Here is a 23,967-nt window from a genome sequence, read left to right on the forward strand (position 1 = left end):
AAAACCCCACAGTAAATTAAGTACTGTCGTGAAAAACGAAGCCAGTTAGGTTGATCTGGTACTAAGAGCCATTCAGGCTTGTGGAGGGGGCGAATGAACGGGTATAGCCCGGTTGGATAGGAATGCCGTGATCGAAGGAATTTGACTAGTTTCCCGCCAGTGAGAATGGCAGAAACACATAACGATCGGCCGGCTGGTGTAATACTCTTTTAATAAATTCTTCAGTAGATGGTCAGCCTTTTTCTGCGACGATCCTGATTCATTACTAAACTGATGCTTAATAAACCCAAGTAAATCCTGCTGCCAGAATGAACGTTTTTTATTGACATATCCCAAAATATGCAATGTATCGTTCTTGACTTCCTGGCGAACAATTTCAAAATAACTATCCCGGTATGCAAAGCCATCCGTAGTTTGCGCTGGCAAAACTGTGTTGGCTGCCCGTTCATGTAGAGGAATATAAAACTCGACGATACTATCTACGGTTCGATACACCGTCAGGCGGCTGGACAAGTCACTCTCTTCCTGCCAGTTGAGCGTCCACAGCACGAGCACATGAGCCAGTATGTGGCACAGGAATAAACTGAGTAGACCGATAGAGACCAGGCGTTTCAACTCGCAGCGTAATTTTATGCCAAAAGTAAAGTAATTTAGTCAATTAATCCAAATCTGAATGCATGCCAATTGTCGTCTCAGTGTACGTTTTTTCTCGCCTTACTAAGCAACTAGCCCCATTGGAAACGGCTTTCCTCAACTAATGAGTACCTAAAACCGAAAATCGACACCGAATTGCTTCAGTGCCGATTTCCAGACTACGATTGGTTATCTCTAACAGTTTAAGCCTGCTTCGTTAACTGGATATTCATTACCAGTTTAACGTCGTCGCTCACAACCACGCCACCTGCTTCGGTAACGCCATCCCAGGTCAAGCCAAACTCTTTGCGCTTAATGTTTCCTACTAGCTCAAAACCAGCTTTTGTCTGACCGTAAAAATCCTGCATCTGTCCGCCATGTTCAACCTTCAGGGTAACAGGCTTGGTTATATCACGAATCGTCAGATCGCCCGTAAGATTATAGGTATCATCGCCCGTTTTGGTAAAACTGGTTGATGTAAATGTCAGTTTAGGGAAGTTTTCAGCATCGAAAAAATCAGCGGACTTCAAGTGTCCGTCGCGTTGCTCCTGACCTGTGCTGATGCTACTGATATCGGCCGAGAACGAAATTTTAGCATCCGTAAAATCATCACCTACGGTTTCGACCTGGCCTTCAAACTGACCAAACGAACCCGTTACGGTTGAAATAACCAGGTGTTTTACTTTAAACTGAATTTCAGAATGCATAGGGTCAATAGCCCAGCTTATTGTTGTTGCGGTTGCGGGTTGTGCTTCCATGTTTTTGTTTTTTTTATTACGTGTAATGGTATTTGATGTATATACATTTAATTACAGGTAAATGTTTCAAAAGTTGAAAAACTTTTTTCAGATTGTTAAAAAGGACAATGGACTCGTGTAGAATAGCGATGGGCAAATCCATTGGCACACGCTGACCTTTATCGGTCCGCCACGCCTTTCTCGGGATTGTCTGGTACTTTGGCCAGCTCCATACCTCCACCAGTTAGTTTAGCCACTTTACCTTTTGTATCGAGGCTGAAAATAACAGGGTCTTTACCATTCCAGAATTGATCATAATTAAGCCGAAATGTATCAAAATGCCAGTGATCCAGATAACCCGTTAGCAGATTATTGATAGAGGCATATAATCTGCCGTCTTTCAATGTCACTTCCACTTTTCCATAAAGCGGATCGGAGTATGAGCCCACGTAGGCAGTTAGTGGCAAAGAGGGTTTCGTATTTAGCACATGAGTACTGTCTGCTTTTCGTTCAGCTGCTTTTGCTGTCTGCTTGAATCCACTATACATCTTCAGGAAATCAGCGCTCCAGTCGTTTGACAAGCCTAGCTGCCCAAACTCATCGAAGGCACGGTACATGAGCGCATGACGTAATTCAGCGTGATCGAGATTACCCTGTACATAGACAGCTAATTTCTGATCGGGTAATTGGCCATGAATTGCAACCATACCTGTCAGACTTCCTGTATGAAAATTCACCCGATGTCCACGATAGTCGTGCTGAAACCAGCCTAAACCATAGGTTTTCCAAACAGGCTTAGTCAATTGCTGAGTCGGGTAAAATTGCGCGTCGGTCACCAGCGTTTGTGGTTTAAATAACTCGGCCCAGGTAGCGGGTTTCAATAAGGATTTACCTGCAAAGTGGCTACTATCGAGCATACAAATCATCCAGGTAGCTATGTCATCGGGGCATGTCCAGATAGAACCAGCCGGCCCAACGGCATCGACCAGCCCTTCTTCAATCCGGCTGTTCACGGCACGAACGGTATCATGGATTTCGATATGTGGTTTCGCACGATTGGTCTCGTCAGCCACTTCCCGAAAGAGTGCTTTTGTCCGGCGCATGCCCAATGGTTCAAAAATGCGGGTACGAATAAACACATCCCAAGGTGTACCGCTTACTTTTTCAATGACTTTACCAGCAGCCAAATACATGATATTCTGATAGATAAAGCTTGATCGTAATGAGTATGATGGTTTGATGAGTCGCATTCGATGTAGAATTTCATCAGACGGAATCTTCATTGCGGCCCACAGTACGTCTGCATTACCCACACCCGTATTATGAATTAGAAGATCCCGTACTCGTATCTCACGCGTAACGGCAGGGTCATAAAACTGAAAATCGGGCAGGTAATTCACGACTGGATCATCCCACTGAAGCTTACCCTCGTCGACAAGCATGCCTATACAGGCGGCTGTCATAGCCTTAGTCGTCGATGCCATAGCAAAAAGGGTTTGCGTGTCAACAGCCTCCGAGTGGCCTAATTCACGAATACCGTACCCTTTCTTCAACAGCACTTTCCCGTCTTTCACAACCGTGACGGTAAGGCCCGGTACATGCCAGTCGTGGACCGCTTGCTGTATATAGGCATCGTAGCGAGCAACGGGATCAACTGGCTTTTTTTTCGATTGAGCCCATAGTGGCTGTATAATACAAGTGCTGGTAAACAGCGTAAAAAAGAAGAAAATAGATTTCATAGGAGGTTGTTTGTTGCCCTAATATAAGCTTTTTCCAATTGTAGCGATTGCTTGCGAACCGGTAAGGTAGTAGCGTAGGGACGAACCGGTCTCTATGTATATTTGTCAAATCATCTTCTTACCTATACAACCATGAATTACGTCAACAAACAGAAAATTCGACGCTGGCTCGTTGCCGCTCTTGTCTTGCCGATACTTCTCTCCCCTAGAGCGAGCGTTGCCCAATCGAAAGCCAGCAAAACCGCTAATGGTCTGTCGGCTATTAAAGAGAGCGATATTAAACGGGACCTTTTCGCGCTGGCAGGCGATCACTTTCGGGGCCGTGAAGGCGGTTCGCTCGATGAACTCAAAGCCTCGGCCTGGATCGCCGATCAGCTTCGGGCCATGGGACTGCAACCCGCTGGCGACGATGGCACATTCTTCCAGTTTTTTCACATTCAACGCACACGCATTACGGAAACCACTCGACTAAACATCGGTAGTCATCAGTTGACGCATGGTCAGGATGCCTTTATTCTGGCTCCAGCCATTGCATCGGTCGATGTGCCACTTGTGTTCGTTGGTAAAGGAACACCTGAAGAACTTGCGAACGTGGATATAAAAGGGAAGGCCATAGCCCTAGAGTTTTCGGGAACGGGCCCTGCCGAACTAAGCTATCGTCGATTTTTATTTGGTACGATGAACCGTCGTGCAGCCGAGTTGGTCAAAGCGGGGGCCTTAGCAGTCGTATGGATTTCCGATGCACCCGCTCAATTCTATTTCGACCGATGGACGACGGGGCTAGAACGTGGCCGATACGACTTACCAGGCGGAACCAACACCCGCGTCTTTTCACAAGCCCCTACGGTCTGGCTTCCAGCCAGCGCGCTGGAGTGGGTTAAACAACCCGGCCAGCAATTTACCAATGTTGTCAACGTCGAAAGTTTTAATTACCCATCCGTGAATATTGTAGCGAAGGTACCCGGTACCGATCCAAAACTGAAAGATGAGTATGTCCTCTTCAGTACGCACCAGGACCATGATGGTGTTCGGCGGGCTGTAGCAGGTGATTCGATCTGGAATGGGGCCGATGATAACGCTAGTGGCTGTGTCGCAACAATGGCCATCGGACGGGCGTTTGTCCAGAAACCGGGAAAACGGTCAGCTCTCATTGTTTTTCATGGTGCAGAGGAACGTGGTCTGCTAGGCTCCCGCTATTATGTAGAGCATCCGACCGTACCGAAAGAATCGATCGTAGCCGTGCTGAATGCCGAGATGATTGGTCGGAACGATCCAGATAGTGCTGCTATCTTGGGCCAACAGCCACCCCACCGCAACTCGACTGAATTGGTCAATGCAGCTCTGGCTGTCAACGAATCGGAAGCGCATTTCAAACTGGATATGCTCTGGGACAAACCCGAGCATCCCGAAGGATGGTATTTCCGTTCTGATCACCTCCCCTACGCCCGTGCGGGTGTCCCGGCCATTGCCTTCACAACTCTGCTCCACCCTGATTACCACACGCCCAAAGACGAGCCCGACCGTATCAACACCGCAAAAGTGACGCGGATTGCCAGGTGGATTTACCTAACAGGTTGGGATATAGCCAATCGGCCAACGCGTGTGCTGGTGGACGAAGGATTTAAACTGGAGCGGTGAGATTCGTAATAGCAGATACTTCTAGTGATGACAGATTCTTAAATCTGCCATAATAAGGTTTCTCAAAACCTATCGTTAGTACCGATAGGTTTTGAGAAACCTAAACTGTCGGCTATAAGTAACCAACACCACATTCTTAGCTAAAGCTAAGGTGCCCGAAGTACATAGCCCTCACCAATAACCGTATGAATGAGTTTGGGGACTCCATCCTGGTCGATCTTCTTCCGCAGCAGGCCCACATACACTTCAATTGAGTTGCTACTCATGGCGTATTGCATATCCCATACCTGCTCGGCAATGGTAACTCTGGAAATAACCCGCCCCTGATTCCGCATCAGGTATTCCAAGAGTTGAAATTCTTTTGCCGTTAGATTGATTGGTCGGTTGCCACGCCGGGCGGTACGTTCATCCAGATTAAGAACAAGATCGGCAACGGTCAACGTCGTTTCAGACTGTAAATGGCCTGTTTGTCGGCGAGTTAACGCCCGCACACGAGCCATGAGAATATCAAACTGAACCGGTTTGACTAAATAATCGTCAGCGCCAACGTCTAAACCCGTCACGATATCCTGAGTCGTGCCCAGGGCACTCAGCATCAGAATTGGCGTTTCGACCCCCTCCTTTCGGAGAGCGGCCACCATATCCTGACCATTTTGACGGGGAAGATTAACATCCGCAATGATCAGGTCATATGGGTAATCGAGCGCCATTCGCTGGCCCATAATTCCGTCAGATGCAATCTGAATATGAAAGCCACTGGCTTCTAATCCTTTCCGGAGAAATCCGGCAATCGACGCTTCATCTTCTACGATGAGTATATGCATAGTGGTAAACGTTGGGGCGAAATTAGAAAAACTTCAGCACCAACGTATCATGGAAAGTATATCCCTTCTCTGACAGGATTTACAAAATAAGACAGGATTCAAGTCACGGGATAAATCCTGCCTTATCCTGTAAATCCTGTCAGAAAGAAAAAGTAAAGCCCCAATCCAACTGAATCGGGGCTTTGACGATAGGGTAATCGCTATACTGATCAATTCTGTTTTACCGACGACCGCCACCACCGTGGAAACCGCCACCGCCATGGAAACCTCCTCCACTAAATCCACCACCCCCGAATGATCGCATACCGCCACCACCCCAAGACTGAGAATGGTAGGTATTGGCGTTCGTTCCCTGGTAACGACCGGGTGATGCTACCCGAGCTCCATTACCAAGGCTACTCGATGATCGGGTGTATTGACCCGCATTGGTTAGCCAGTTAGCTCGTCCATTTCCAAGACCAGTAGTTGGTCCAAACGTCCGGTGAGCCGCAGACATGAAGCCCGCATTACCTGGCGTTAGGATACGGTGTTCGCCCATGTTATGGGTATAGTAGGTATTGAATCGGTTATACAGGTGAGGGTACACATAACGACCCGATCCAAAAAACCAGTTTGAGAAACCCAGTGAAGGCAGACCAAACAGAACCATATTGCCACCCAGACCATAATAGAAACCGGTTCCATACCACCAGGCCGATGGATACCACATTGGTGAAGCATACCAATAAGGGTAGCCAAAGAAGTAAGAATACGGATTCTGGTAATAATACGAGGTATTCACCCAGGCTGGGTTCGGGTTGATTCCGCTGTTATACCCGTTCGCTTGTGCATAGGCCTGACCAGCCTGCTGCAACTCCTGTCTAGCCTGAGGATCATTGTTTAGCTGGTTCTGATAGTCAGCCAATTCCTGTTGATTTTGCACCTGTAGGCTATCGTGCAACGCTGTCAGGTCTTTCGTAACCTGATCAGGATTAGCGCGATACGCTTCGCCCAAACGCGCCGTCTTATCAATCTGATCGGTGAGTTGGGTCAACACATCAGGCATGTCAATCAATTGTCGAAACGCGCTTTGCGTCGGAATGTCCAGCGGATTAATCAGGTTATCGAACGCTTGTTGGGCCTGTTGGTTAATGTTATCGACCTGAATCAGATCGGCGTTGTGATGGCGATATAGTTTCCAGGCTGATGTCTGCAAATCCGCAGGCATATTTTTTGTCAGGTCTTTTACCGTTTGTTCAGTAGACCCCGCAGGCAAGGTAGCCAGAGCATGCAACATGTCGGGATACCGGGACAAATCGTAAAACCAGGCTTGCTTATTTTGGCCATACGATTGAATCAGGCTGGCAAAGGCCTGCTCACTGGTTGCTCGTTGCTGTGCCAGAGCAGTGAGGACATTAGGCTGTACGCTGGCCAATAAGATCGACCGGCGCACATCGTCGCGATATGGTGCAATAGCCGAGACAATGGTTTGGTCATTAGCAGGTTGCTGATCTGGTTCTGTAGTTTGGGCTATGGTAGATTGCCATCCTGCCGACAACAGCCCAAGTGTCAGCACCAGAGCTTTCGTTGGGATGAATTGGATGAACGTTTTCATGATTGTCGATAAGGCTATTCGCCTTCTTTTCGAATACAGTTAATTAAGTTAACTGTCAGCAGGCAAGCCCAACTTCGGCAAAAATTCGGAGCGAACTTAGGTCGCATCTGCCCGTCTTGCTGACTATACAAACAACGTTATATGGGCTAAAGAAGGATTAAAAGGCGGGTTAATGTTTCGTTAAAAAAGCTTATTTCTGACAGAATTTACGGGATAAAGCAGGGTTGATAGGCTCAAGAAAAAATCCTGTTTTATCCCGTAAATCCTGTCAGAAATAAAACTTGACTAACTTCGGGGATTCCGTATTTCTTCAGCAAACTATGACGCTCCCTCTCCTACGTAAATTTACCCTCTATACGCTGGTGCTTGCTATAGTACTAGCCTGCCATCGACCACCGGCCCAATCAACAACTTATTTTCCGCCTAAAGGTGATAATTGGGCGCACCTGGCTCCCGAAAAAGCGGGCATGCATGCAGCCTTGCTGGATCAGGCCATTGCCTTTGCCAAAACGCAGGAAACGACCCAGATGACGCCTAATTTCTCGACACAGGAAGAAATTTTCGGCAAGCTTCTTGGCCCAATGCCCACTAGTCGGGCTGCTACAAATGGTATTGTCCTTCGACATGGTTATATCGTGGCCGAATGGGGCGACACCCAGCGCCCTGACCCGACATATAGTGTCGCCAAAAGTGTGTTATCAACGGTTACAGGCATTACCCTAGAACGGGGTATGATTCCTGATGTCCATGATCCGGTAGCGAAACTCATTCATGATGGTGGTTATGAGTCTGAGCAAAACAAGACGATTACCTGGGAGAATCACTTAACTCAAACCAGCGAATGGGAAGGAACAATGTGGGGCAAAAACAGCGATTTCGTCGGAAAAGAAGCGTTTGGAAAAGGCGAACGTAAACCCCGAACCCTCCAGAAACCCGGCACTTACTACGAGTATAACGATGTACGTATCAACCGCCTGGCACTCTCGCTGCTTCGCTTATGGAAAAAGCCAATCCCAGATGTTGTCCGTGACGAAATCATGAATCCCATTGGCGCTTCCGATACCTGGCAATATATCCCCTACCCAAACGCGGTTGCCGATATCGATGGCAAACAAATGCCGTCGGTGAGTGGCGGAACCCGCTGGGGTGGTGGATTGCGGATCAACACGCGCGATGAAGCCCGCTTTGGCTACCTGTTTTTGCGACAAGGGCATTGGGGTAACCGGCAAATCGTCTCGGCCGACTGGGTCAAAAAAGCAACCTCACCAAGTCCATTCGGGCCCGATTATGGTTATTTGTGGTGGCTTAATACGGGCACAAGTTCAACTGGAAAGAAAGCCTGGCCCAATGGCCCCACCACAAGTTATGCTGCCATTGGCGCAGGCTCAAATACAATCTGGATAGACCCCGAACACGATATTGTGATTGTATGGCGCTGGCACAACGGAAGTCCAAACGAATTGATTAAGCGTGTACTGGCTGCCGTAAAAGAATAATGAATTGGAATGATGTTTGCCCGAATGCAGCATGGACGCAGGATCGTATTACTGTACTTAACCTAAATCTATAAGTTTATGAACGTTTTCAAGTTTACCTTACTATTCTGTCTTGTCGGCATTGGGCAGGCTTTTGCTCAGTCTATTTACCAGGGACCACAGTCCGAAACCCTATTTATAGCAGAGTCTGAAAAGGCATTTCTAACTGATTTCAAGACGAAATTCAAGGCTGATTTTGACGCAACCAGTCAGTATGCCAAACTGCAAACGGCAGGACTGGATGCGTGGGAAATGGGGCTGTTTGACGCTCGCAAAGCCCAGTCTACATTTTACAAATCGTATCCGCAGGGTAGTCAATTTTCAGAAGGTTTTCGAAAATATGTTGAAGCCTGTATCCGCTGGAATTATTGGCACTTGCTACTAGCGTACCCCGTTCTTCGGGGAAATGCGCAGACGGCCCAGGTAAATCTGATATCGCTCCCGTCGGTTATGGTTGAGGACTTAACTGCCCTAAACGTCAATGACGAAACCGCTCTACCAGCAGAACCTTATCAGGATTTTCTGTTTTTCTACGTCACTTACTTCAATTCAAAGGCCCGTAATTTCGTAAAATACACGCCAGCTGATATCCAGACCAGCATGTCCGACAAAGCTACGTTTGCCCGTCAGCACCTGACAGGCAAGCCGTATCAATACGCTTTGGCTAGGGTACTGGTCGAAAATTGCGATAAAACTCCACCTTCATCGGTTCGGGAGGTGTTTGGCTTATTGAGCAATACGCCCAGTTCTGCGGGTTATGTAGCTGCCGTAAAAGCTCGTTGTGGGGAGGTGATGGCTCGAAAAGATGAACCCGTTGTGGCGGCAACAGCAAAAAAGAAGGTCGTAGATCCAAAAGCCTTCTCGTTTGACAACCAAAATGGGGAGCCTGTTACCCTCGATGAATTTAAAGGGAAAGTGGTTTACCTCGATGTATGGGCCAGTTGGTGCGGCCCCTGCCGGGCTGAATTTCCGTTTTCCAAACAACTTCAGGAGCGCTTGTCGAAGAAGCAGAAAGAACAAGTTGTATTTCTATACCTATCTATCGACGATACTGAAGAAGTCTGGAAAAAAGCACTCAATACACTCCAATTACAAGGTGAGCAAGGTTTGTCAAAAGGTGGCTGGAGATCCCGGACCGTACAATATTTTGGTATTCAGGGAATTCCGCGCTACATCCTGATCGATAAAAATGGGCAGATCGCCGATGCGAACGCCAAACGCCCTAGTATGACCGATGCCATTCTACAGGATATTGTCAAGCTAATTGGCGAATAGAACGAGTTAAACTTATTAACGCGAACTCATTTTCAGATAGAGATCTTCCACTTGTTTTCTTGCCCAGTCTGTTTTGCGTAAAAACGTCAGGCTTGATTTGATACTGGGATTACTGGTAAAGCAATTTATTCTGATTTTCTGACCTAGCCGTTCCCATCCATAGTGAGCCACCAAGTCTGTCAGAATAGCTTCGAGTGTTTTTCCATGCAGGGGGTTATTGGCTTGCGTATTCATACTACAAACAACGGTTAAAAATCGTAGATCAATTGCATAGTTTATTTTTATCGGAACGTTAGTTCATAGCGCTAATAGCTTCAGTTGAATTAAAAATCACCAATAGTTACCATTTATCAATTTAAATAAACAATGTCTGCACTAACTTGTGACAAATCTAAATACCTACACGTCTAAAGAAGCATAGAACTTATAAGTAAAACTAAGGTCAGGTTTGTATTCTTCTTTTGACATATCAATCAATTGTATTTTATTGATTGGCAAAGCAATTGCAGGCAAAATTCACCGAACTACAAACGAAAATTTTCAAAAATACTCAGCACGCATACTATCTTTGAGGTCTGTATCTGCCTGAATTTTCTATTCGTACCCACCGTAAGGGTTAATTATACTCAATATCATGCCTATAGCCGAACGCGAACGCATTTACGAACGAGCCGATAATAAAGGCTGGAAAAAATGGGGGCCTTATCTTTCCGAACGCGCCTGGGGTACAGTTCGCGAAGATTATAGTCCATATGGGGATGCCTGGAACTTCGTTACCCACGATATGGCCCGTTCCCGCGCCTATCGCTGGGGTGAAGAAGGTATTGGTGGCATTTCTGACAATAAGGGCCATATCTGTTTCGCACTGGCGTTCTGGAACCATAAAGACAATATAATAAAGGAGCGGCTTTTTGGACTTTCGGGACCAGAAGGTAATCATGGTGAGGATGTTAAGGAACTGTACTATTATCTGGACAGTACGCCAACACACTCGTACATGAAGATGCTGTATAAGTATCCGCAACAGGAATTTCCGTATAATCGGCTGATTATCGAAACCATGCGTCGGGACCGTCAGGCTCCGGAGTTTGAGTTGACCGACACGGGTATTTTTGAGAAAGACGAATATTTTGACATTTTCGTCGAATACGCCAAGGCCGATCAGAACGACTGGCTGGTAACAATTACGGCCCACAACCGCTCGGCCAAAGAAGCTCCGCTCACGTTGTTACCAACGATCTGGTTCCGCAATACCTGGTCCTGGGGCTATGAGCAGTATAACACTCGGCCCATGCTTCACGGCATTGCCAATAATCAGGTTGAGGTGAATCACAAGCAGCTAGGCAAATACAAGCTTTACTGCGAAGATGCCGACGCACTGTTATTTTGCGACAACGACACCAATACAGAGCGGCTATATGGTCGTCCTAATGTAGCGAAATACCCCAAAGACAGCATCAATAACTACATTACGTCGGGAGGTAAAAAAGGCTTTATCAATCCAAATCAGATTGGCACGAAAGCGTCTGCGCAATATGTGAGGAAGGTTCCGGCTGGCGAAAGTGTCAGTATCCGACTGCGTTTTAGCGACCAGACACACTTGACTCAACCCTTTGGCGATTTTGACGACATCTGGAAAAAACGAGTCGTAGAAGCCAATGATTTCTTTGCCAATCTGCAAAAAAACGTCACGGATCCTGAGCTAGTGGCTATTCAACGGCAGGCCTATGCCGGTATGCTCTGGAACAAGCAGTTCTATTACTATAACGTAAACGAATGGCTAAAAGGAGACCCTAAGATGCCTGTACCGTTCCAGGGGCGTGTTTATGCCCGCAACGAATCCTGGCGGCACATGTATACGGCCAATATTCTCTCGATGCCCGACAAGTGGGAATACCCCTGGTTTGCGGCCTGGGATCTGGCCTTCCATACACTAACGTTAGCACGACTGGACCCGCACTTTGCCAAACGTCAGCTGGCGGTTATTTTGCGGGAGTACTACATGCACCCGAACGGGCAGATCCCTGCTTATGAGTGGAATTTCGGGGATGTCAACCCGCCCGTTCATGCTTGGGCAACCTGGAAAGTATACGAAATTGACCGCGACCTGAACGGTGTTGGTGACGTAAATTTCCTGGAACGGGTATTCCATAAGCTATTACTGAATTTTACATGGTGGGTAAACCGCAAAGATGTATCGGGCAATAACATTTTCGGAGGGGGCTTCCTTGGCTTGGATAACATCGGGGTTTTTGATCGAAGCCAGCCTTTACCCATGGGCGGTCGTATTGAGCAGGCCGATGGTACAGGCTGGATGGCTATGTATACGCTCAACATGCTCCGGATTGCCTGCGAGATTTCACTTACGCGGCCCAGCTATCAGGACATGGCCAGTAAGTTTTTCGAGCATTTTCTGCACATAGCTTCAGCGATGAATAATCTGGGTCGTCAGAATATCAGCCTTTGGGATGAAGTAGATCAGTTCTACTACGATGTGCTGCATATGCCCGACAACAACGCCCGGCTGCTTAAAATACGGTCGATGGTGGGCCTGATTCCACTCTTTGCCGTCGAAATTCTGGACGAAGCTCTGTTATCGAAACTACCCGATTTCAAACGCCGGGTTGAGTGGGTACTTACGAATCGCCCGGATCTGGCTTCGCTCGTTTCGCGTTGGCACGAACCTGGTAAAGGCGAAACACACCTGTTGAGTCTATTACGTGGACACCGAATGAAGATGATTCTGAAGCGGATGTTCGACGAAACTGAATTTTTGTCTGATTATGGTATTCGGGCTCTGTCGAAATACCACGAAAAAACACCTTATCAATTCGAGCTAAATAGCGAAGTTTTTCAGGTGCGCTACGTAGCATCAGAATCTGAAATGAGCATGTTTGGCGGCAACTCCAACTGGCGTGGCCCTATCTGGTTTCCGCTCAACTTTCCGTTAGTTGATTCGCTATTGAAGTTCTACCAATACTATGGCGATGATTTCGAAGTAGAATACCCGACCAATTCCGGGCATGTGATGAGTCTTAAGGAAGCAGCCATGCACCTCACCGAGAGGATTATCAATATTTTCCGGCGCGACGAAAACGGCCAGATAGCTGCTTATGGTCAGGACAAAAAAATGCAGAACGACCCGCATTTTCAAGGCCTGTATCTCTTCTACGAATATTTCAATGGCGACAACGGCATGGGCTTAGGTGCCAGTCACCAAACTGGCTGGACAGGCCTGATAGCCGACCTGATCGAATACTGGTATAAGTATCAATCCGAAAGTGTGGCGATACCTGTCGGGAAATAAAGGAAAAACGAAAGCCGGGTTAGTAGCCCGGCTTTCGTTTTTCCTTTATTTCCCGACATATTGTTTATTGTTCACTTATCAGAAATCCAATTACTATGAAATTTAAAATTGTACTTGTTTGGATTACATCGATTTCCATATTGGCAGGCTGTACGACAAAAAAGGAATCGCTCCCAATTGTTGGAACCTGGGAATTAGTTTCGGCGACAACTACAGAGAAGGATTCTACATTTTCTACATTTGATCCGACCCATAAGATGATTAAAATCATCAATGACACGCATTTCGCTTTTTTAAACCATGCGATAGCTCCAAAAAAAGACTCTACAAATGCCTTCTCTGGAGGAGGAGGGACTTACACACTAGCTGACAGCAATTACACAGAACATCTGGATTACTTTATCGATAAAGCCTGGGAAAATAACAAATTCGAGTTCGTTGTTAAGTTCAGTGGTGATACGCTAATTCAAAAAGGCGTCGAAAAAGTGGAAAAGCTTGGTATTGACCGCGTGATCATTGAAAAATACAAACGCACCACAAAGTAAAATCTGCTTGACGGAGCATTCAGGTAGATTCTATAGAATCTAAATCCAATCCGTGATACTACACGAATAACCGCATGACCTGAAACGCAGCCCGTCTCAAATATTCAGGAGCATTGGCCAGTGCATCATCTAAACTTGCTGGACCAGGCATGATGGAGAAAGCACTGGCCAGTCCCAATGTTACCAGTTCATCTGGCGCGAGCTGTAGAGATCCACATAGTGCCACTACCGGAATATGTTGCTCCTGCGCCATCCGCGTAATGCCTGCAATAAGTTTACCCTGCAAGGTCTGATTATCAATACGGCCTTCGCCTGTAAAGACCAAATCGGCACCTGCCATTTTCTCGGCTAATTGCGTGTGTTTCATGAGTAGGTTGACACCCTCAGTAAGGCGGCCCTTTAGAAATAAAACGGCACCAGCACCCAATCCACCCGCAGCACCTGCACCAGGCATGTCTGATAAATCTAAGTTGAACTGTGTCTGAACCACCTCTGCCCAGTGTTTCATACCCGCGTCCAGAATTGGTAAATCAGCCGATTTTGCCCCTTTTTGTGGGCCATATATGTACGTTGCCCCCTGCGGGCCAACAAGCGGATTCGTGACATCGCAAGCGACTTCGACGGTCCCTTCCCAGGTAGTTTTGGGTGGAATTATCGTCTGAATTTGCCCAAGATTGCCTCCACAGGGCCGTAATTGCTGCCCCGACTCATCGAGAAATTGCCAGCCCAGGGCAGCTGCCATGCCTGTTCCGGCATCGTTGGTCGCGCTACCACCAATTCCCAAAACAATGTGCTCAACACCTTGCTGTATAGCATGAGCAATTACCTCTCCCGTTCCAAATGTGTTGGCCTGGAATGGATCGAGTTCGGAGAGTTTAAGCAACCGTAACCCCGATGCCTGGGCCATTTCGATAAAAGCCGTTTTCCCATCGCCCGAAATGCCGTAGCCTGCTTCTACCGCGTAACCTAGTGGATTTTGAGCCGTAATTGTATGCCAGACGCCCTGGGTAACCTGCGTCAATACTTCGGCAGTACCTTCGCCCCCGTCGGCCATTGGAACAGAAACTACTTCTGCCGTCGGGTTAGCCAGTAAAATACCTTCTGTCATAGCTGTACATACTTCCGAAGCCGTCAATGAACCCTTGAACTTATCGGGTGCCAGTAAAATCTTCATTGTCAATAATTGTGTATCCTTTGGTAAGTGAGTAAGTTGGCCTTTCATTCGATTTACTGCCTATTCAAGAATTATGTCCCTACTTAAAGCAGCTATCATTGGCGGTGGCAATATTGCCGATAATAATCATATTCCCGCGCTTAAAGAGTTATCTGAACAAGTCGAACTTGTTGCCATTTGCAGCCGCGACCTGTCGAAAGCCCGTACTTTAGCAGACAAGCATGGCATTATTCATGCATTCAACGATACAGGTGAGCTATACCGCCAATGTGCACCAGATGTAGTGGTTATCTGCACACCTAACAATCTGCATTATCCGCAAACGATAGAGGCCCTTGAACATAACTGCCACGTTTTCTGTGAGAAACCACCCGCTTTGAACGCTAAAAACGCCCGCGAAATGGCAGATTTGGCGGCAGAAAAAGGGCTGGTACTGGCCTATAATTTTCAGCTTCGACAAACGAGCGAATGGTCGTTACTGACGCGCTGTAAAGCAGATGGACTGTTGGGCGAAATTTACCACATCAAGGCTCATTTTCTACGCCGGAGGGGTATTCCAGGCTGGGGTTATTTCACCAACAAAGCAATGCAGGGCGGTGGAGCATTAATGGATCTAGGTGTTCATGTACTTGATTTGGCCTTATTAGCTCTTGGCTATCCCAAGCCCGATCAGGTTCTGGGCAATACTTACGATTTCATTGGTAAAGCTGGAGGAAAAGGATTGATGGGAGCCTGGAATCCGGCTACTTTTGAGGTGGAAGATGCCGCTACAGCCTACCTTTCATTTCCAAACAAATCGTCGATTATGCTCTCAGCTTCATTTGCATTGAATATGCAAGCGGAAAAAGAGCGCAATCTGGAATTGTTTGGCAGTAAAGGCGGAGTTAATTTATTCCCATTTAGTCTACATACCGAAGTAGCCGGGGAATTGGCAGATATACAATTTCCGTATTTGGAGGAAGTCGATATACAATTGAAAAACACAGCAGCTTTTCTGGATGCCTGCCAGGGTAAATCCTCAAACGTCTGCACGGCTGAGCAGGGCGCCATTTTACAGGAAATCGTCGAACGTATTTACCAGTCGGCAGAAAAATAAATAGTCAGAGTTGTTAATTGGTCAAAGTAACCAAAGATGGTTAGGAGTGGTCAGAGATGATCAAGAATTGTGTTTTCTATATCTAACTACTTTGACCAATTAACCAATTCTGACTACTCCTGACCAACTCTAAACCAGCTCCTTTTTCGAGCGTAGCCACTCAGGCTTTGTGGTCGTAACGCGAGCTTTTAGTTCATTTAGCATAGCGTAAAGTCCGTAGTATGTCCGATTTACGTACAATCCATCCTGCGAGCCACGCGCCACCTTTGAGTTTTTCAGTTCCTGTACATTGGCCAATCCTTCGGCAAAGGCATAGACTTTATTGAAGTATGAATCGTCGCCAAAATCAAACGAGTCAACCGCAAAAGGTTCGGCCAGCATGAGGGTCATTTCTTTGAATAAATCAGAAAAAAAGACGCGCTCTTTTGGTGAATCGGCGGGGGTTAAGAACTCCAGATTTTCAAAAATTTCTTCGGTCAACTCCGGGTCTTCGAGTGTGTCAGGGTTGACGAGTCGAAAGTAATTGTCGTAATAGAAATTAGGAATCACCTTCACACAGCCAAAGTCGATAACACCCATCGTACCGTCGGCCCGCATCAGAAAATTGCCTGGATGCGGATCGGCATGCACCTGCCGAAGCGTATGAATCTGAAAATCGTAAAAATCCCACAATGCCTGCCCAATCCGATTACGGATTTCCTGCGTCGGGTTGGTTTTCAAAAACTCTTTCAGGTGCAACCCATCGAGCCAATCCATTGTCAGAATACGCTTCGACGATAAGTCAGGGTAATATTTCGGAAATACTAAATCGGGAATATGAGCACAGGCTCCCGAAATATCAATCGACCGTCGGAGTTCCAATTCATAATCCGTTTCCTCCAACAATTTCGACTCCACTTCGCCCATATAACGGTCAATGTCGCGTTCGTTCAGATTTAGCAACCGAACAGCCAGCGGCTTGGCAATTTTCAAATCTGAGCTTACCGCATCAGCTACGCCAGGATATTGAACCTTCACCGCCAGCTTCTTTCCATCTTTCCAGGCCTGATGCACCTGCCCAATGCTGGCAGCATTGACAGCCTGACTATCAAACTTATCAAACAATTGAGATGGCGTCTTACCAAAATAGGTCTTAAACGTTTTCACCACCAATGGGCCCGACAGCGGAGGAGCAGAGTATTGCGCCATCGTGAATTTGTCGGTATAGGCTACAGGTAGCAGCCCTCGGTCCATACTCAGCATCTGAGCCATTTTTAGCGCCGAGCCTTTCAATTCACTCAGTGCATCATAAATATCCGCTGCATTGTCTTTATGGAGTTCCTCCTTCGACAGATTAGGATCGAGCAGCTTTTTACTGTAATGCTTGATATAGTTCCCCCCTACTTTTACGCCTGCTTTCACAAACTGGCTGGCACGGGCAACTTTCGTAGTAGGAACAGAGGTTTGGCTTTTCATTGCGTTGGGCAAGAAGCGTGGAGTTCGGAGCAAGGCATAAAACCCAGCACCTTGCTCCAAGCTCCACGCTATTTATTTTGGTACACAAACTTGGCGAAATCGAAGAGGGTATCTAATGGCGAACGGCCAATGAGATCGAAGGCTGTATTGACCGACTTTTCGATGGCCGAATCAGTTTTTTCAAAGTTTTTACTCACGTCACGCACCCAGAAATCGAGCAGGTAGAGGGTTTGTCCCCAAAGTGCATTCGGGTACCGGTCGGTTACAAATGGGCGTGGCTCCACTTCTTTGCTTTCCCGACCTTCGGCCAGCAAATCGCGGGCATAATCAAAAAACACGTCTTTAAATGGACTCAAGATCTGAGACTTGTATCTAGGAATCCAACCAGCACTCCCCATCCTCTGTGCCCCATGCTCCATGCTTTCCGCCCGTAAGCGACTATAACTGTATACCACAAAACTGCGTTGCGCTTTTAACAACTCAATCCAGGTGTAATAAAACGCCAGCAGTTTTTCCCGAACCGAGTAAGTCTGATACGTTTCGTCGGCTTCAACCGTTGATTTTGCTTCGTTGAAAATTGTAAGCCAGACATCGGCTTCAATCGCATCGAAGGAGGCATAGTCTTTATAAAAATCAGCTTCGGCGATTTTAAGTTTCTTGGCAAACTGGAAGACAGAGGTGGGCTGTTTCCCGTTTTCAAGTACGTATTCAGTGTATGCTTTACGGATTTTTTCGAGCGTTTCCATATAAAAGACCAACGGTCTGTATAGCGGAAAAGTTTGTCATCGTTCTTACAATATCATTCCCTTTGCATCTGTTTTTCTTGTAAATTTCGGATACCATTTCATCCCCTTGACTTTCGCATGAATAACTGTTCCCTTTGCCTGCTTCTTGTATTAGGCGTTGGTCTGGTCTTTCCGGCAATCGCTCAGCAATCCTACGAACTTAAATCCAATCAGCCGACGCTAATTAACGGTATCGAATACGGTTACACGATTCGAAATGAAAGCAAAAAAGAAGTCAGTAATATGGGGACAGTTAAGCGCTACGAGCTTACTGTATATGCAACCAACAAAAGTGGGGAGAACAAACTATTTAGCCCCCGGCAAACTTCCTTCGGTGTAAAGGATCAGGATTTGCTGGCCCGTTTCGACTGTATAAATGCTACAGGAGCCAAGCTGACGTCCAAGACAATTACGCTTCGCGCCCGCCCTATTTCAACTTCTTACACAGCCTCTGCCAGCCATACAGATGGAAGAGATGATAAACCCATTGCAAGCGCTATGCCTGCTCAAGGTGGTCATCTATTCGAAAATGGCGAAACGTTAACCAATAATGTTATCGTGATTGTGCCCGACGGCGAACAACCGCAGCTACGTGTTCGCCTAAAGCCAACCGAAAAGTCGCCTATCCATTAACCAGCTTCAGAGATTATTTATTTTTTACCGAACTTCGCCCTTAAATCATCGTATTTGTAACTAGCTAACCGAAATCATGACCGCGTCAACCCGTTTAACCCTATTTTGCCTGGTATGCCTGAGCACCAGTCTGTTCATGAGTGCCAAAAGCTTTGCCCAGTATGGCGGCTATGGAGGTGGAGGTTATGGGGGCGGCATGGGTGGACGCATGGGCGGTATGAGTGGTATGAATCAGAACATGCCCAGTAGCCCTCGTTCGTCGGTTCCCAATATTGCCGGCGACATGGCTATGAAGGAAACGAAGTGGCTCAGAGAAAATCTGTCGCTGACAAAAGATCAGTTGAAAGATGTGAAACATCTCAACAACGAGTATGCCAGCCAACAACAGGATGCGATTAAAGACATTGTTGGGGCAAATGGTGGTGGGCGCCCTTCTCCAGAGACTATTAAGCAGATCCGGGAGGTAATGCTGATGTTCAATGAGGAAAAAGAAGAAAAGCTAAAGCCCATTCTTACACCTGAACAATGGGCCTTATATCAATCCAAGAAACCGGAAATGCAGAAAGAAATTGGTGGATTCCGGCCACCCGCTCCTAAAGTAGATTCTCTAAATAAGGTGGGTAGTCAACCTTAACTCTTCGTTTATTTTCCCTTCTAATCGGTTTTCTGGATGCAAGCTCATTTTTCAGTGAGCGGATAAGTCTATTTGGTGCTTTACTACGTAAGTGTGGCGATAACCCAAACCTTATTCGCCCTGCTTATGAAACGCTTACTCACGTTACTTTTCTTTTTTAATTGCTGGGGCATTACTGGATTCGCTCAGAAAGCACAAAGCCTGCATCAGGCCATTCGCTATATCAAGCTGGCTAATACGCTCCGGGAGGTCGACAAGTCAGACGCGGCCATCAATCTGCTACAACGAGCCCTACCCGCTACGAAAACCACTAGTTTGTATTGGGAGGCCGTTACGAATGAGTTATTAGGGCTTTCGTACCACGATCTGCACGATACCAGCGCAGCCCTGAGTTATCTCCAGCGGGCAGGGGCGCAGTACCTCAAATTGAAATACGTAGCCAGTGCCTGGGGTGTCAATGAAATCGTCCGAAACCTGTCCAATAAAAATTTGTATGCGGGTATCCAGATTGGCTCCTCGAGTATTAAACTGGCGATTCTTAAAACAAAATACGAGACCGATTTTTACGAGAAGGATATCAAGTCGATTGCTGATATAGCCAATCCCTCTATTACGCTGTTTGCCGATGTATCGGGTGGCCTACGGGCAGAGCAGGATGCATTACGGGCCTGTCTCGACTCTATTCAGCGATACAATATTCCAAATGAGCGAGTTTTTATCGTCCTGAGTAACGATGTCCGGGAAGAGTTGGCCCGGAACCCCGACAGCCGACGAAAAGTCTATGACCAGTTGTCGCGCGCGCTCCCCAACAGTAATCTAAAAATAGATACAACCCTAACTGCCAATCGGGAGGCTGAGTTATTTACGACTGGGGCGATTCCGCGCAAAGTTTGGTCAACGACATCGGCTCTCGATCTTGGTAAAAGTAGTACTGTTGGCGGCTACTTCGACGTAGGCCCTAGTCCGGGCTCTAAAGCGTTTCATGGTATTAACCTTCCCTTTGGAACAAACTCCTTAGTGGATAAGATCGACGCCAAACGCTCACTAAATATGGACGCTTACAAACGCGAAGCCCAACGAGTAATAAAAGCACTTTCGGACTCCATATTTACGAATCGTTTTAACACCAGCAATCGGGGACTACAACAGCGCAACACAGTTGGTGTTGGTGGCGATATTGTTTGGGCTTTAGTCACCTACCTGCATCCAGAACGGGCGGGGTTTACAGCAGTTCCCGTTACGATGGATGATGTGGAACGGTTTAAGCGTCTGGCTCTAACCGATTATCGAGAACTAACGAAACCCAATCTGAATACCGTAACTGATCCAGCCGTCCGTAATAAAGTTGAGAAGGATATAACGGCTTTACAAAGTCACCTGAATGAGAAGCAACTGATTGCTGGCGCACTGTGGCTGGAAGCAATCATGAAAGCCTATTCAACGGCTGCTACACCGAAGCGTTTTGTCTTCGTTCGAAATGCCGATATTGGTTGGGTAACGGGCAAGTTTCTGGAGACGATCAATTATGAATACGAATCCACGATTGCCAAAGGAGCTTTATATACGCGGTAAGAAAGCTATTTAAGCTCTATTGGAAATAGAGTAGTATCAAGTATTTCTGTCATTCCTCCTGAGGTCGGAATGACAGAAACTTATTATAAACAGTTTCAAGAAAGATATCTTTTCGAACGTAGTTGATTTATACTGAATCCAATGTATTTGCATCAATTACTCCAAATCAGCCACATAAGCCCCCATCTGCCGAACGGAATAACAGACAATACCACGCCGTTTAGCCTCAGCTAATAGCTTGTCTGTCAAGGGTGTTTTGTTCGAATCATCGAAAATAATGTGCCGGGCCACTACACGTCCGTTGAGTTGCTCCCATTCCTGCAATGCGTTTCTGCGAATAATGAGATAATCCACGATGGCAGGTAACCGCCATCGGCTCGAAGCAGAAAGTTTATTGACCAATAACAAGGTCTTACCCCGCGATACCCACAAAGCATACTCACGAGTTTGATAAAAAGTTGATATACCGGCCAACAAACTCGGCACATTGTTAGATCGTTTGGCATTGACAATGGTCAAATCCGAAACGCCCCATTGCCCAAATGTATTCTTGAGGTAAAAATCGTAAGAGCGTGTATCGTTCGTATCCAGATCTGTCAGGAGCGTACTATGACGCCCATATGTAAGGCTAACCGCTGTTCGGTGCGGTAAAAAATGAACGGTTAGTTGTTGCTGATGAGCTTGTTGATAATTCTCCCAACTGGTTAGACAAGCCAGCAAAACAGCCGCCAAAGCCGTAGTCCACATATAGGCACGACTGCGAGTTAGTACCAAGGCGATTCCACACAGAATAACAACATACGTTAGTAACATGACCGTAGTTGAGAGCCAGAGTCCATCCCAGGCTGCGCCCGGCAACTGACCCGTTTGTGTAACAGCGTAGTTAAGAAACCAGGCCGCTTTCTGCAATAGCCACCCCAATCCATCAGTCAAATAAGGTACCCAGCTAAAGGCCAGAGTTGCCATAGCCAGTGGCAATAAAATCTCCGACATCACCATGACGATTGGATTTGCCAACAGAAAATAAGTTGGAAACTGATGGAAATAAAATACGCCAAGTGGAAATGTAATCAACTGAGCAACAAGAGCTACTGCCGTTAATTTCCAAAGTTTATTCACCCATTTGTTACGAAACGTAAGTGATTGGTAGAGCGATGGTTGCCAAGCGCTAATACCCGCCACAGCCAGATAGGACAACTGAAATCCCGCTGAAAACAACGCATAGGGATCAAAACAAAGGATGAAGAATGCCGACGCACCCAACGTATTTGGAATTTGCTGCTGCCGACGGAATGTAGTGGCCAGAATCACCATCGTGAACATAGCTGCCGACCGAAGCACTGGGGGCGAAAAACCTGTTACGAGCGCGTAGAACCATAATATTGTCAGCTGCAACACAGCCATTAAGATTTTACCATGCCGTCGTTTGGCTAAAAAGCCCAGTACCAAGGTCAAAACCTGAAACAGGATGCCAACATGCAAACCCGACACAGATAGAATATGCACTGCTCCAGCCGCTGAATACGACTGATAGAGATCGGTGTCGAGATCATCGCGAATGCCCAGGATCATAGCGTTCACAATACCATATTCAGCACGAACGCCCACCTGATGCGTAAAAACGCTAGCTGCCCAGCGATTCACTATCGTGGCCACTTGGGTAATCCGGCTAGGTGGATCAAGGCCAAGAATCTGCCGCTGAAAAGGTCGTAGGTATTGCTGATGATAGATGTTCCGGTAGCTGAGATACCGTTTGTAATTAAACTCGCCGGGGTTCAATGGCGGGTCAATTGTTCTGGGCGCACCAGAAACCAGCCAAACTTCTCCATAGCGCGGCATTGGCTGGTTTCCCTTGTCGAGGTACACAATTACCCGACCGCTTAATGGTTTCCAGAACTTCGTGTCTGGGCGTGAATTATCTTGTTGGTTTCGCCCACTTTCCGGCCCAATCGTAGTACGACCAAACGTAGCCCGGCGAATTTCCAATTCAACCCGATAGGTTTTGGCACGTTCTTCAGGTTGTGCTGACACGACGCCTTCATAGGCTTGCAACGTATCAGCTACATGACTGAGGTTATCAGAACGATTGCTAGCTGTTCGCTGATACGTAACTGCCCAGCCTAACGTCATTAGTATGAGCAGCGCCCCAATGCTCGGCAAGATTTGTATTGCTTTAACCGTGCTTCCAGCCGTGCGGGCAAATCCCCAAATAAGCAGCCCAAGGCCAGCTAGTAGTGTAATAACCGGCAGAATTGTCAGATTCGGGAGAAGGACATATAGGCTAATGCCCGCTATCAGAGCGGTTACGTAGCGGACAAACGGCTGGCCTTTCATTCCGTTACATATGCTGACCCTGGCAATACCATTTTATAATGTTGAATACCTGCTTCTTCAAACATAGGGCCAACTGGAACAAAACCAAAACTCGCATATAGTGGCATGGCTGGTACCTGGGCGTGGAGGTAAATACGCTCAATAGGTTCAGGTTGCTGACTAAAGACATCGTCCAGCACAGCTTTCACTAGTGCCTTCCCAACGCCCTTTCCCCGATAATCAGGCAAAACCGCAAACCGTTCTAACTTCACTCCATTCGAAGTGCGTCGCCAGCGAGCCGTTCCACAAGGAGTACCCTCCGCAAAAGCCAGAAAGTGGGTGCTGATGTCCTCAAACTCATCATACTCTTCCTCAGGCGAAACGTGCTGCTCTTCGACAAATACCTGTCGACGAATAGCGAAAGCTGTTTCAAGGTCGGTAGGTATTGAAATTGGTAAAACGGAAATCATAAAAAGAG

The 23,967-nt window shown here is 46.9% G+C and carries 20 protein-coding genes; 9 read left to right on the forward strand and 11 right to left on the reverse strand.

Translation table 11 applies throughout. The features are described 5' to 3' along the window. Positions 1-72: 72 nt before the first annotated feature. From GO755_RS08255 to GO755_RS08265, 3 genes are all read right to left on the reverse strand, one after another. Positions 73-615 carry a hypothetical protein gene (locus GO755_RS08255; protein ID WP_157584281.1) on the reverse strand — a complete coding sequence of 181 codons (543 nt, stop codon included), beginning with the start codon at positions 613-615 and terminating at the stop codon, positions 73-75. Between the two features lie 221 nt (positions 616-836). After that, positions 837-1,391 carry a YceI family protein gene (locus GO755_RS08260; RefSeq protein WP_157584282.1) on the reverse strand — a complete coding sequence of 185 codons (555 nt, stop codon included), beginning with the start codon at positions 1,389-1,391 and terminating at the stop codon, positions 837-839. 158 nt (positions 1,392-1,549) lie between these two features. Continuing rightward, the gene (locus GO755_RS08265) at positions 1,550-3,109 is read right to left on the reverse strand and encodes a serine hydrolase (protein WP_157584283.1); all 1,560 of its coding nucleotides are present in this window, start codon (positions 3,107-3,109) and stop codon (positions 1,550-1,552) included. 132 nt (positions 3,110-3,241) lie between these two features. Between GO755_RS08265 and GO755_RS08270 the strand changes: the two genes are divergently transcribed. Then, positions 3,242-4,747, forward strand: a complete 1,506-nt coding sequence (locus tag GO755_RS08270; RefSeq protein WP_157584284.1) for a M28 family peptidase — start codon at positions 3,242-3,244, stop codon at positions 4,745-4,747. 146 nt (positions 4,748-4,893) lie between these two features. Here the strand turns inward: GO755_RS08270 and GO755_RS08275 are convergent, their stop codons facing one another. Both GO755_RS08275 and GO755_RS08280 read right to left on the reverse strand, forming a co-directional pair. Then, the gene (locus tag GO755_RS08275) at positions 4,894-5,571 is read right to left on the reverse strand and encodes a response regulator transcription factor (RefSeq protein ID WP_157584285.1); all 678 of its coding nucleotides are present in this window, start codon (positions 5,569-5,571) and stop codon (positions 4,894-4,896) included. Positions 5,572-5,791: 220 nt separating this feature from the next. Next, on the reverse strand, positions 5,792-7,165 hold the full coding sequence (locus GO755_RS08280) for a DUF3300 domain-containing protein (RefSeq protein ID WP_157584286.1): 1,374 nt from the start codon (positions 7,163-7,165) through the stop codon (positions 5,792-5,794). A gap of 320 nt (positions 7,166-7,485) precedes the next feature. Here GO755_RS08280 and GO755_RS08285 point away from each other — a divergent pair, with 320 nt between their 5' ends. Next, positions 7,486-8,661: a serine hydrolase domain-containing protein gene (locus tag GO755_RS08285; RefSeq protein ID WP_157584287.1), complete on the forward strand. Its 1,176-nt coding sequence runs from the start codon at positions 7,486-7,488 to the stop codon at positions 8,659-8,661. A 78-nt stretch (positions 8,662-8,739) separates the two neighbouring features. Beyond that, positions 8,740-9,975 (forward strand): TlpA family protein disulfide reductase, encoded by a 1,236-nt coding sequence (locus GO755_RS08290; protein WP_157584288.1) that lies wholly within the window; start codon positions 8,740-8,742, stop codon positions 9,973-9,975. A 15-nt stretch (positions 9,976-9,990) separates the two neighbouring features. On the opposite strand, the gene GO755_RS08295 is transcribed toward GO755_RS08290, so the two are convergent. Continuing rightward, complete coding sequence (locus GO755_RS08295; protein WP_157584289.1) at positions 9,991-10,209, reverse strand: VF530 family protein; 219 nt, start codon at positions 10,207-10,209, stop codon at positions 9,991-9,993. 400 nt (positions 10,210-10,609) lie between these two features. Between GO755_RS08295 and GO755_RS08300 the strand changes: the two genes are divergently transcribed. Beyond that, entirely contained in the window at positions 10,610-13,282 is a 2,673-nt protein-coding gene (locus GO755_RS08300) for an MGH1-like glycoside hydrolase domain-containing protein (protein WP_157584290.1), read from the forward strand. A 95-nt stretch (positions 13,283-13,377) separates the two neighbouring features. Continuing rightward, positions 13,378-13,827: a hypothetical protein gene (locus tag GO755_RS08305; protein ID WP_157584291.1), complete on the forward strand. Its 450-nt coding sequence runs from the start codon at positions 13,378-13,380 to the stop codon at positions 13,825-13,827. Between the two features lie 58 nt (positions 13,828-13,885). On the opposite strand, the gene GO755_RS08310 is transcribed toward GO755_RS08305, so the two are convergent. Further along, positions 13,886-15,001, reverse strand: coding sequence for a glycerate kinase (locus GO755_RS08310; RefSeq protein ID WP_157584292.1), 1,116 nt, complete (start codon positions 14,999-15,001; stop codon positions 13,886-13,888). Positions 15,002-15,074: 73 nt separating this feature from the next. Between GO755_RS08310 and GO755_RS08315 the strand changes: the two genes are divergently transcribed. Then, positions 15,075-16,097, forward strand: a complete 1,023-nt coding sequence (locus GO755_RS08315) for a Gfo/Idh/MocA family protein (protein ID WP_157584293.1) — start codon at positions 15,075-15,077, stop codon at positions 16,095-16,097. 129 nt (positions 16,098-16,226) lie between these two features. Here the strand turns inward: GO755_RS08315 and GO755_RS08320 are convergent, their stop codons facing one another. Together GO755_RS08320 and GO755_RS08325 are read right to left on the reverse strand one after the other, a co-directional pair. Further along, complete coding sequence (locus GO755_RS08320; RefSeq protein WP_157584294.1) at positions 16,227-17,552, reverse strand: ABC1 kinase family protein; 1,326 nt, start codon at positions 17,550-17,552, stop codon at positions 16,227-16,229. Between the two features lie 68 nt (positions 17,553-17,620). After that, positions 17,621-18,298 carry a TetR/AcrR family transcriptional regulator gene (locus GO755_RS08325; RefSeq protein WP_157584295.1) on the reverse strand — a complete coding sequence of 226 codons (678 nt, stop codon included), beginning with the start codon at positions 18,296-18,298 and terminating at the stop codon, positions 17,621-17,623. Positions 18,299-18,415: 117 nt separating this feature from the next. On the opposite strand from GO755_RS08325, the gene GO755_RS08330 reads away from it, so the two are divergent. The 3 genes from GO755_RS08330 (at position 18,416) to GO755_RS08340 (ending at position 21,176) form a co-directional block, all read left to right on the forward strand. After that, complete coding sequence (locus GO755_RS08330) at positions 18,416-18,970, forward strand: ABC transporter permease (RefSeq protein WP_157584296.1); 555 nt, start codon at positions 18,416-18,418, stop codon at positions 18,968-18,970. A 76-nt stretch (positions 18,971-19,046) separates the two neighbouring features. Next, positions 19,047-19,604, forward strand: a complete 558-nt coding sequence (locus GO755_RS08335; RefSeq protein WP_157584297.1) for a hypothetical protein — start codon at positions 19,047-19,049, stop codon at positions 19,602-19,604. Positions 19,605-19,730: 126 nt separating this feature from the next. Continuing rightward, positions 19,731-21,176: a tetratricopeptide repeat protein gene (locus GO755_RS08340; protein ID WP_157584298.1), complete on the forward strand. Its 1,446-nt coding sequence runs from the start codon at positions 19,731-19,733 to the stop codon at positions 21,174-21,176. A gap of 156 nt (positions 21,177-21,332) precedes the next feature. Here the strand turns inward: GO755_RS08340 and GO755_RS08345 are convergent, their stop codons facing one another. Further along, positions 21,333-23,510, reverse strand: a complete 2,178-nt coding sequence (locus GO755_RS08345; protein ID WP_157584299.1) for a ComEC/Rec2 family competence protein — start codon at positions 23,508-23,510, stop codon at positions 21,333-21,335. Further along, on the reverse strand, positions 23,507-23,959 hold the full coding sequence (locus GO755_RS08350) for a GNAT family N-acetyltransferase (protein WP_157584300.1): 453 nt from the start codon (positions 23,957-23,959) through the stop codon (positions 23,507-23,509). The genes GO755_RS08345 and GO755_RS08350 overlap by 4 nt, the downstream gene beginning before the upstream one ends. Positions 23,960-23,967 lie beyond the last annotated feature (8 nt).

This window comes from Spirosoma arboris, assembly GCF_009754945.1.
Classification (GTDB): Bacteria; Bacteroidota; Bacteroidia; order Cytophagales; family Spirosomataceae; genus Spirosoma; species Spirosoma arboris.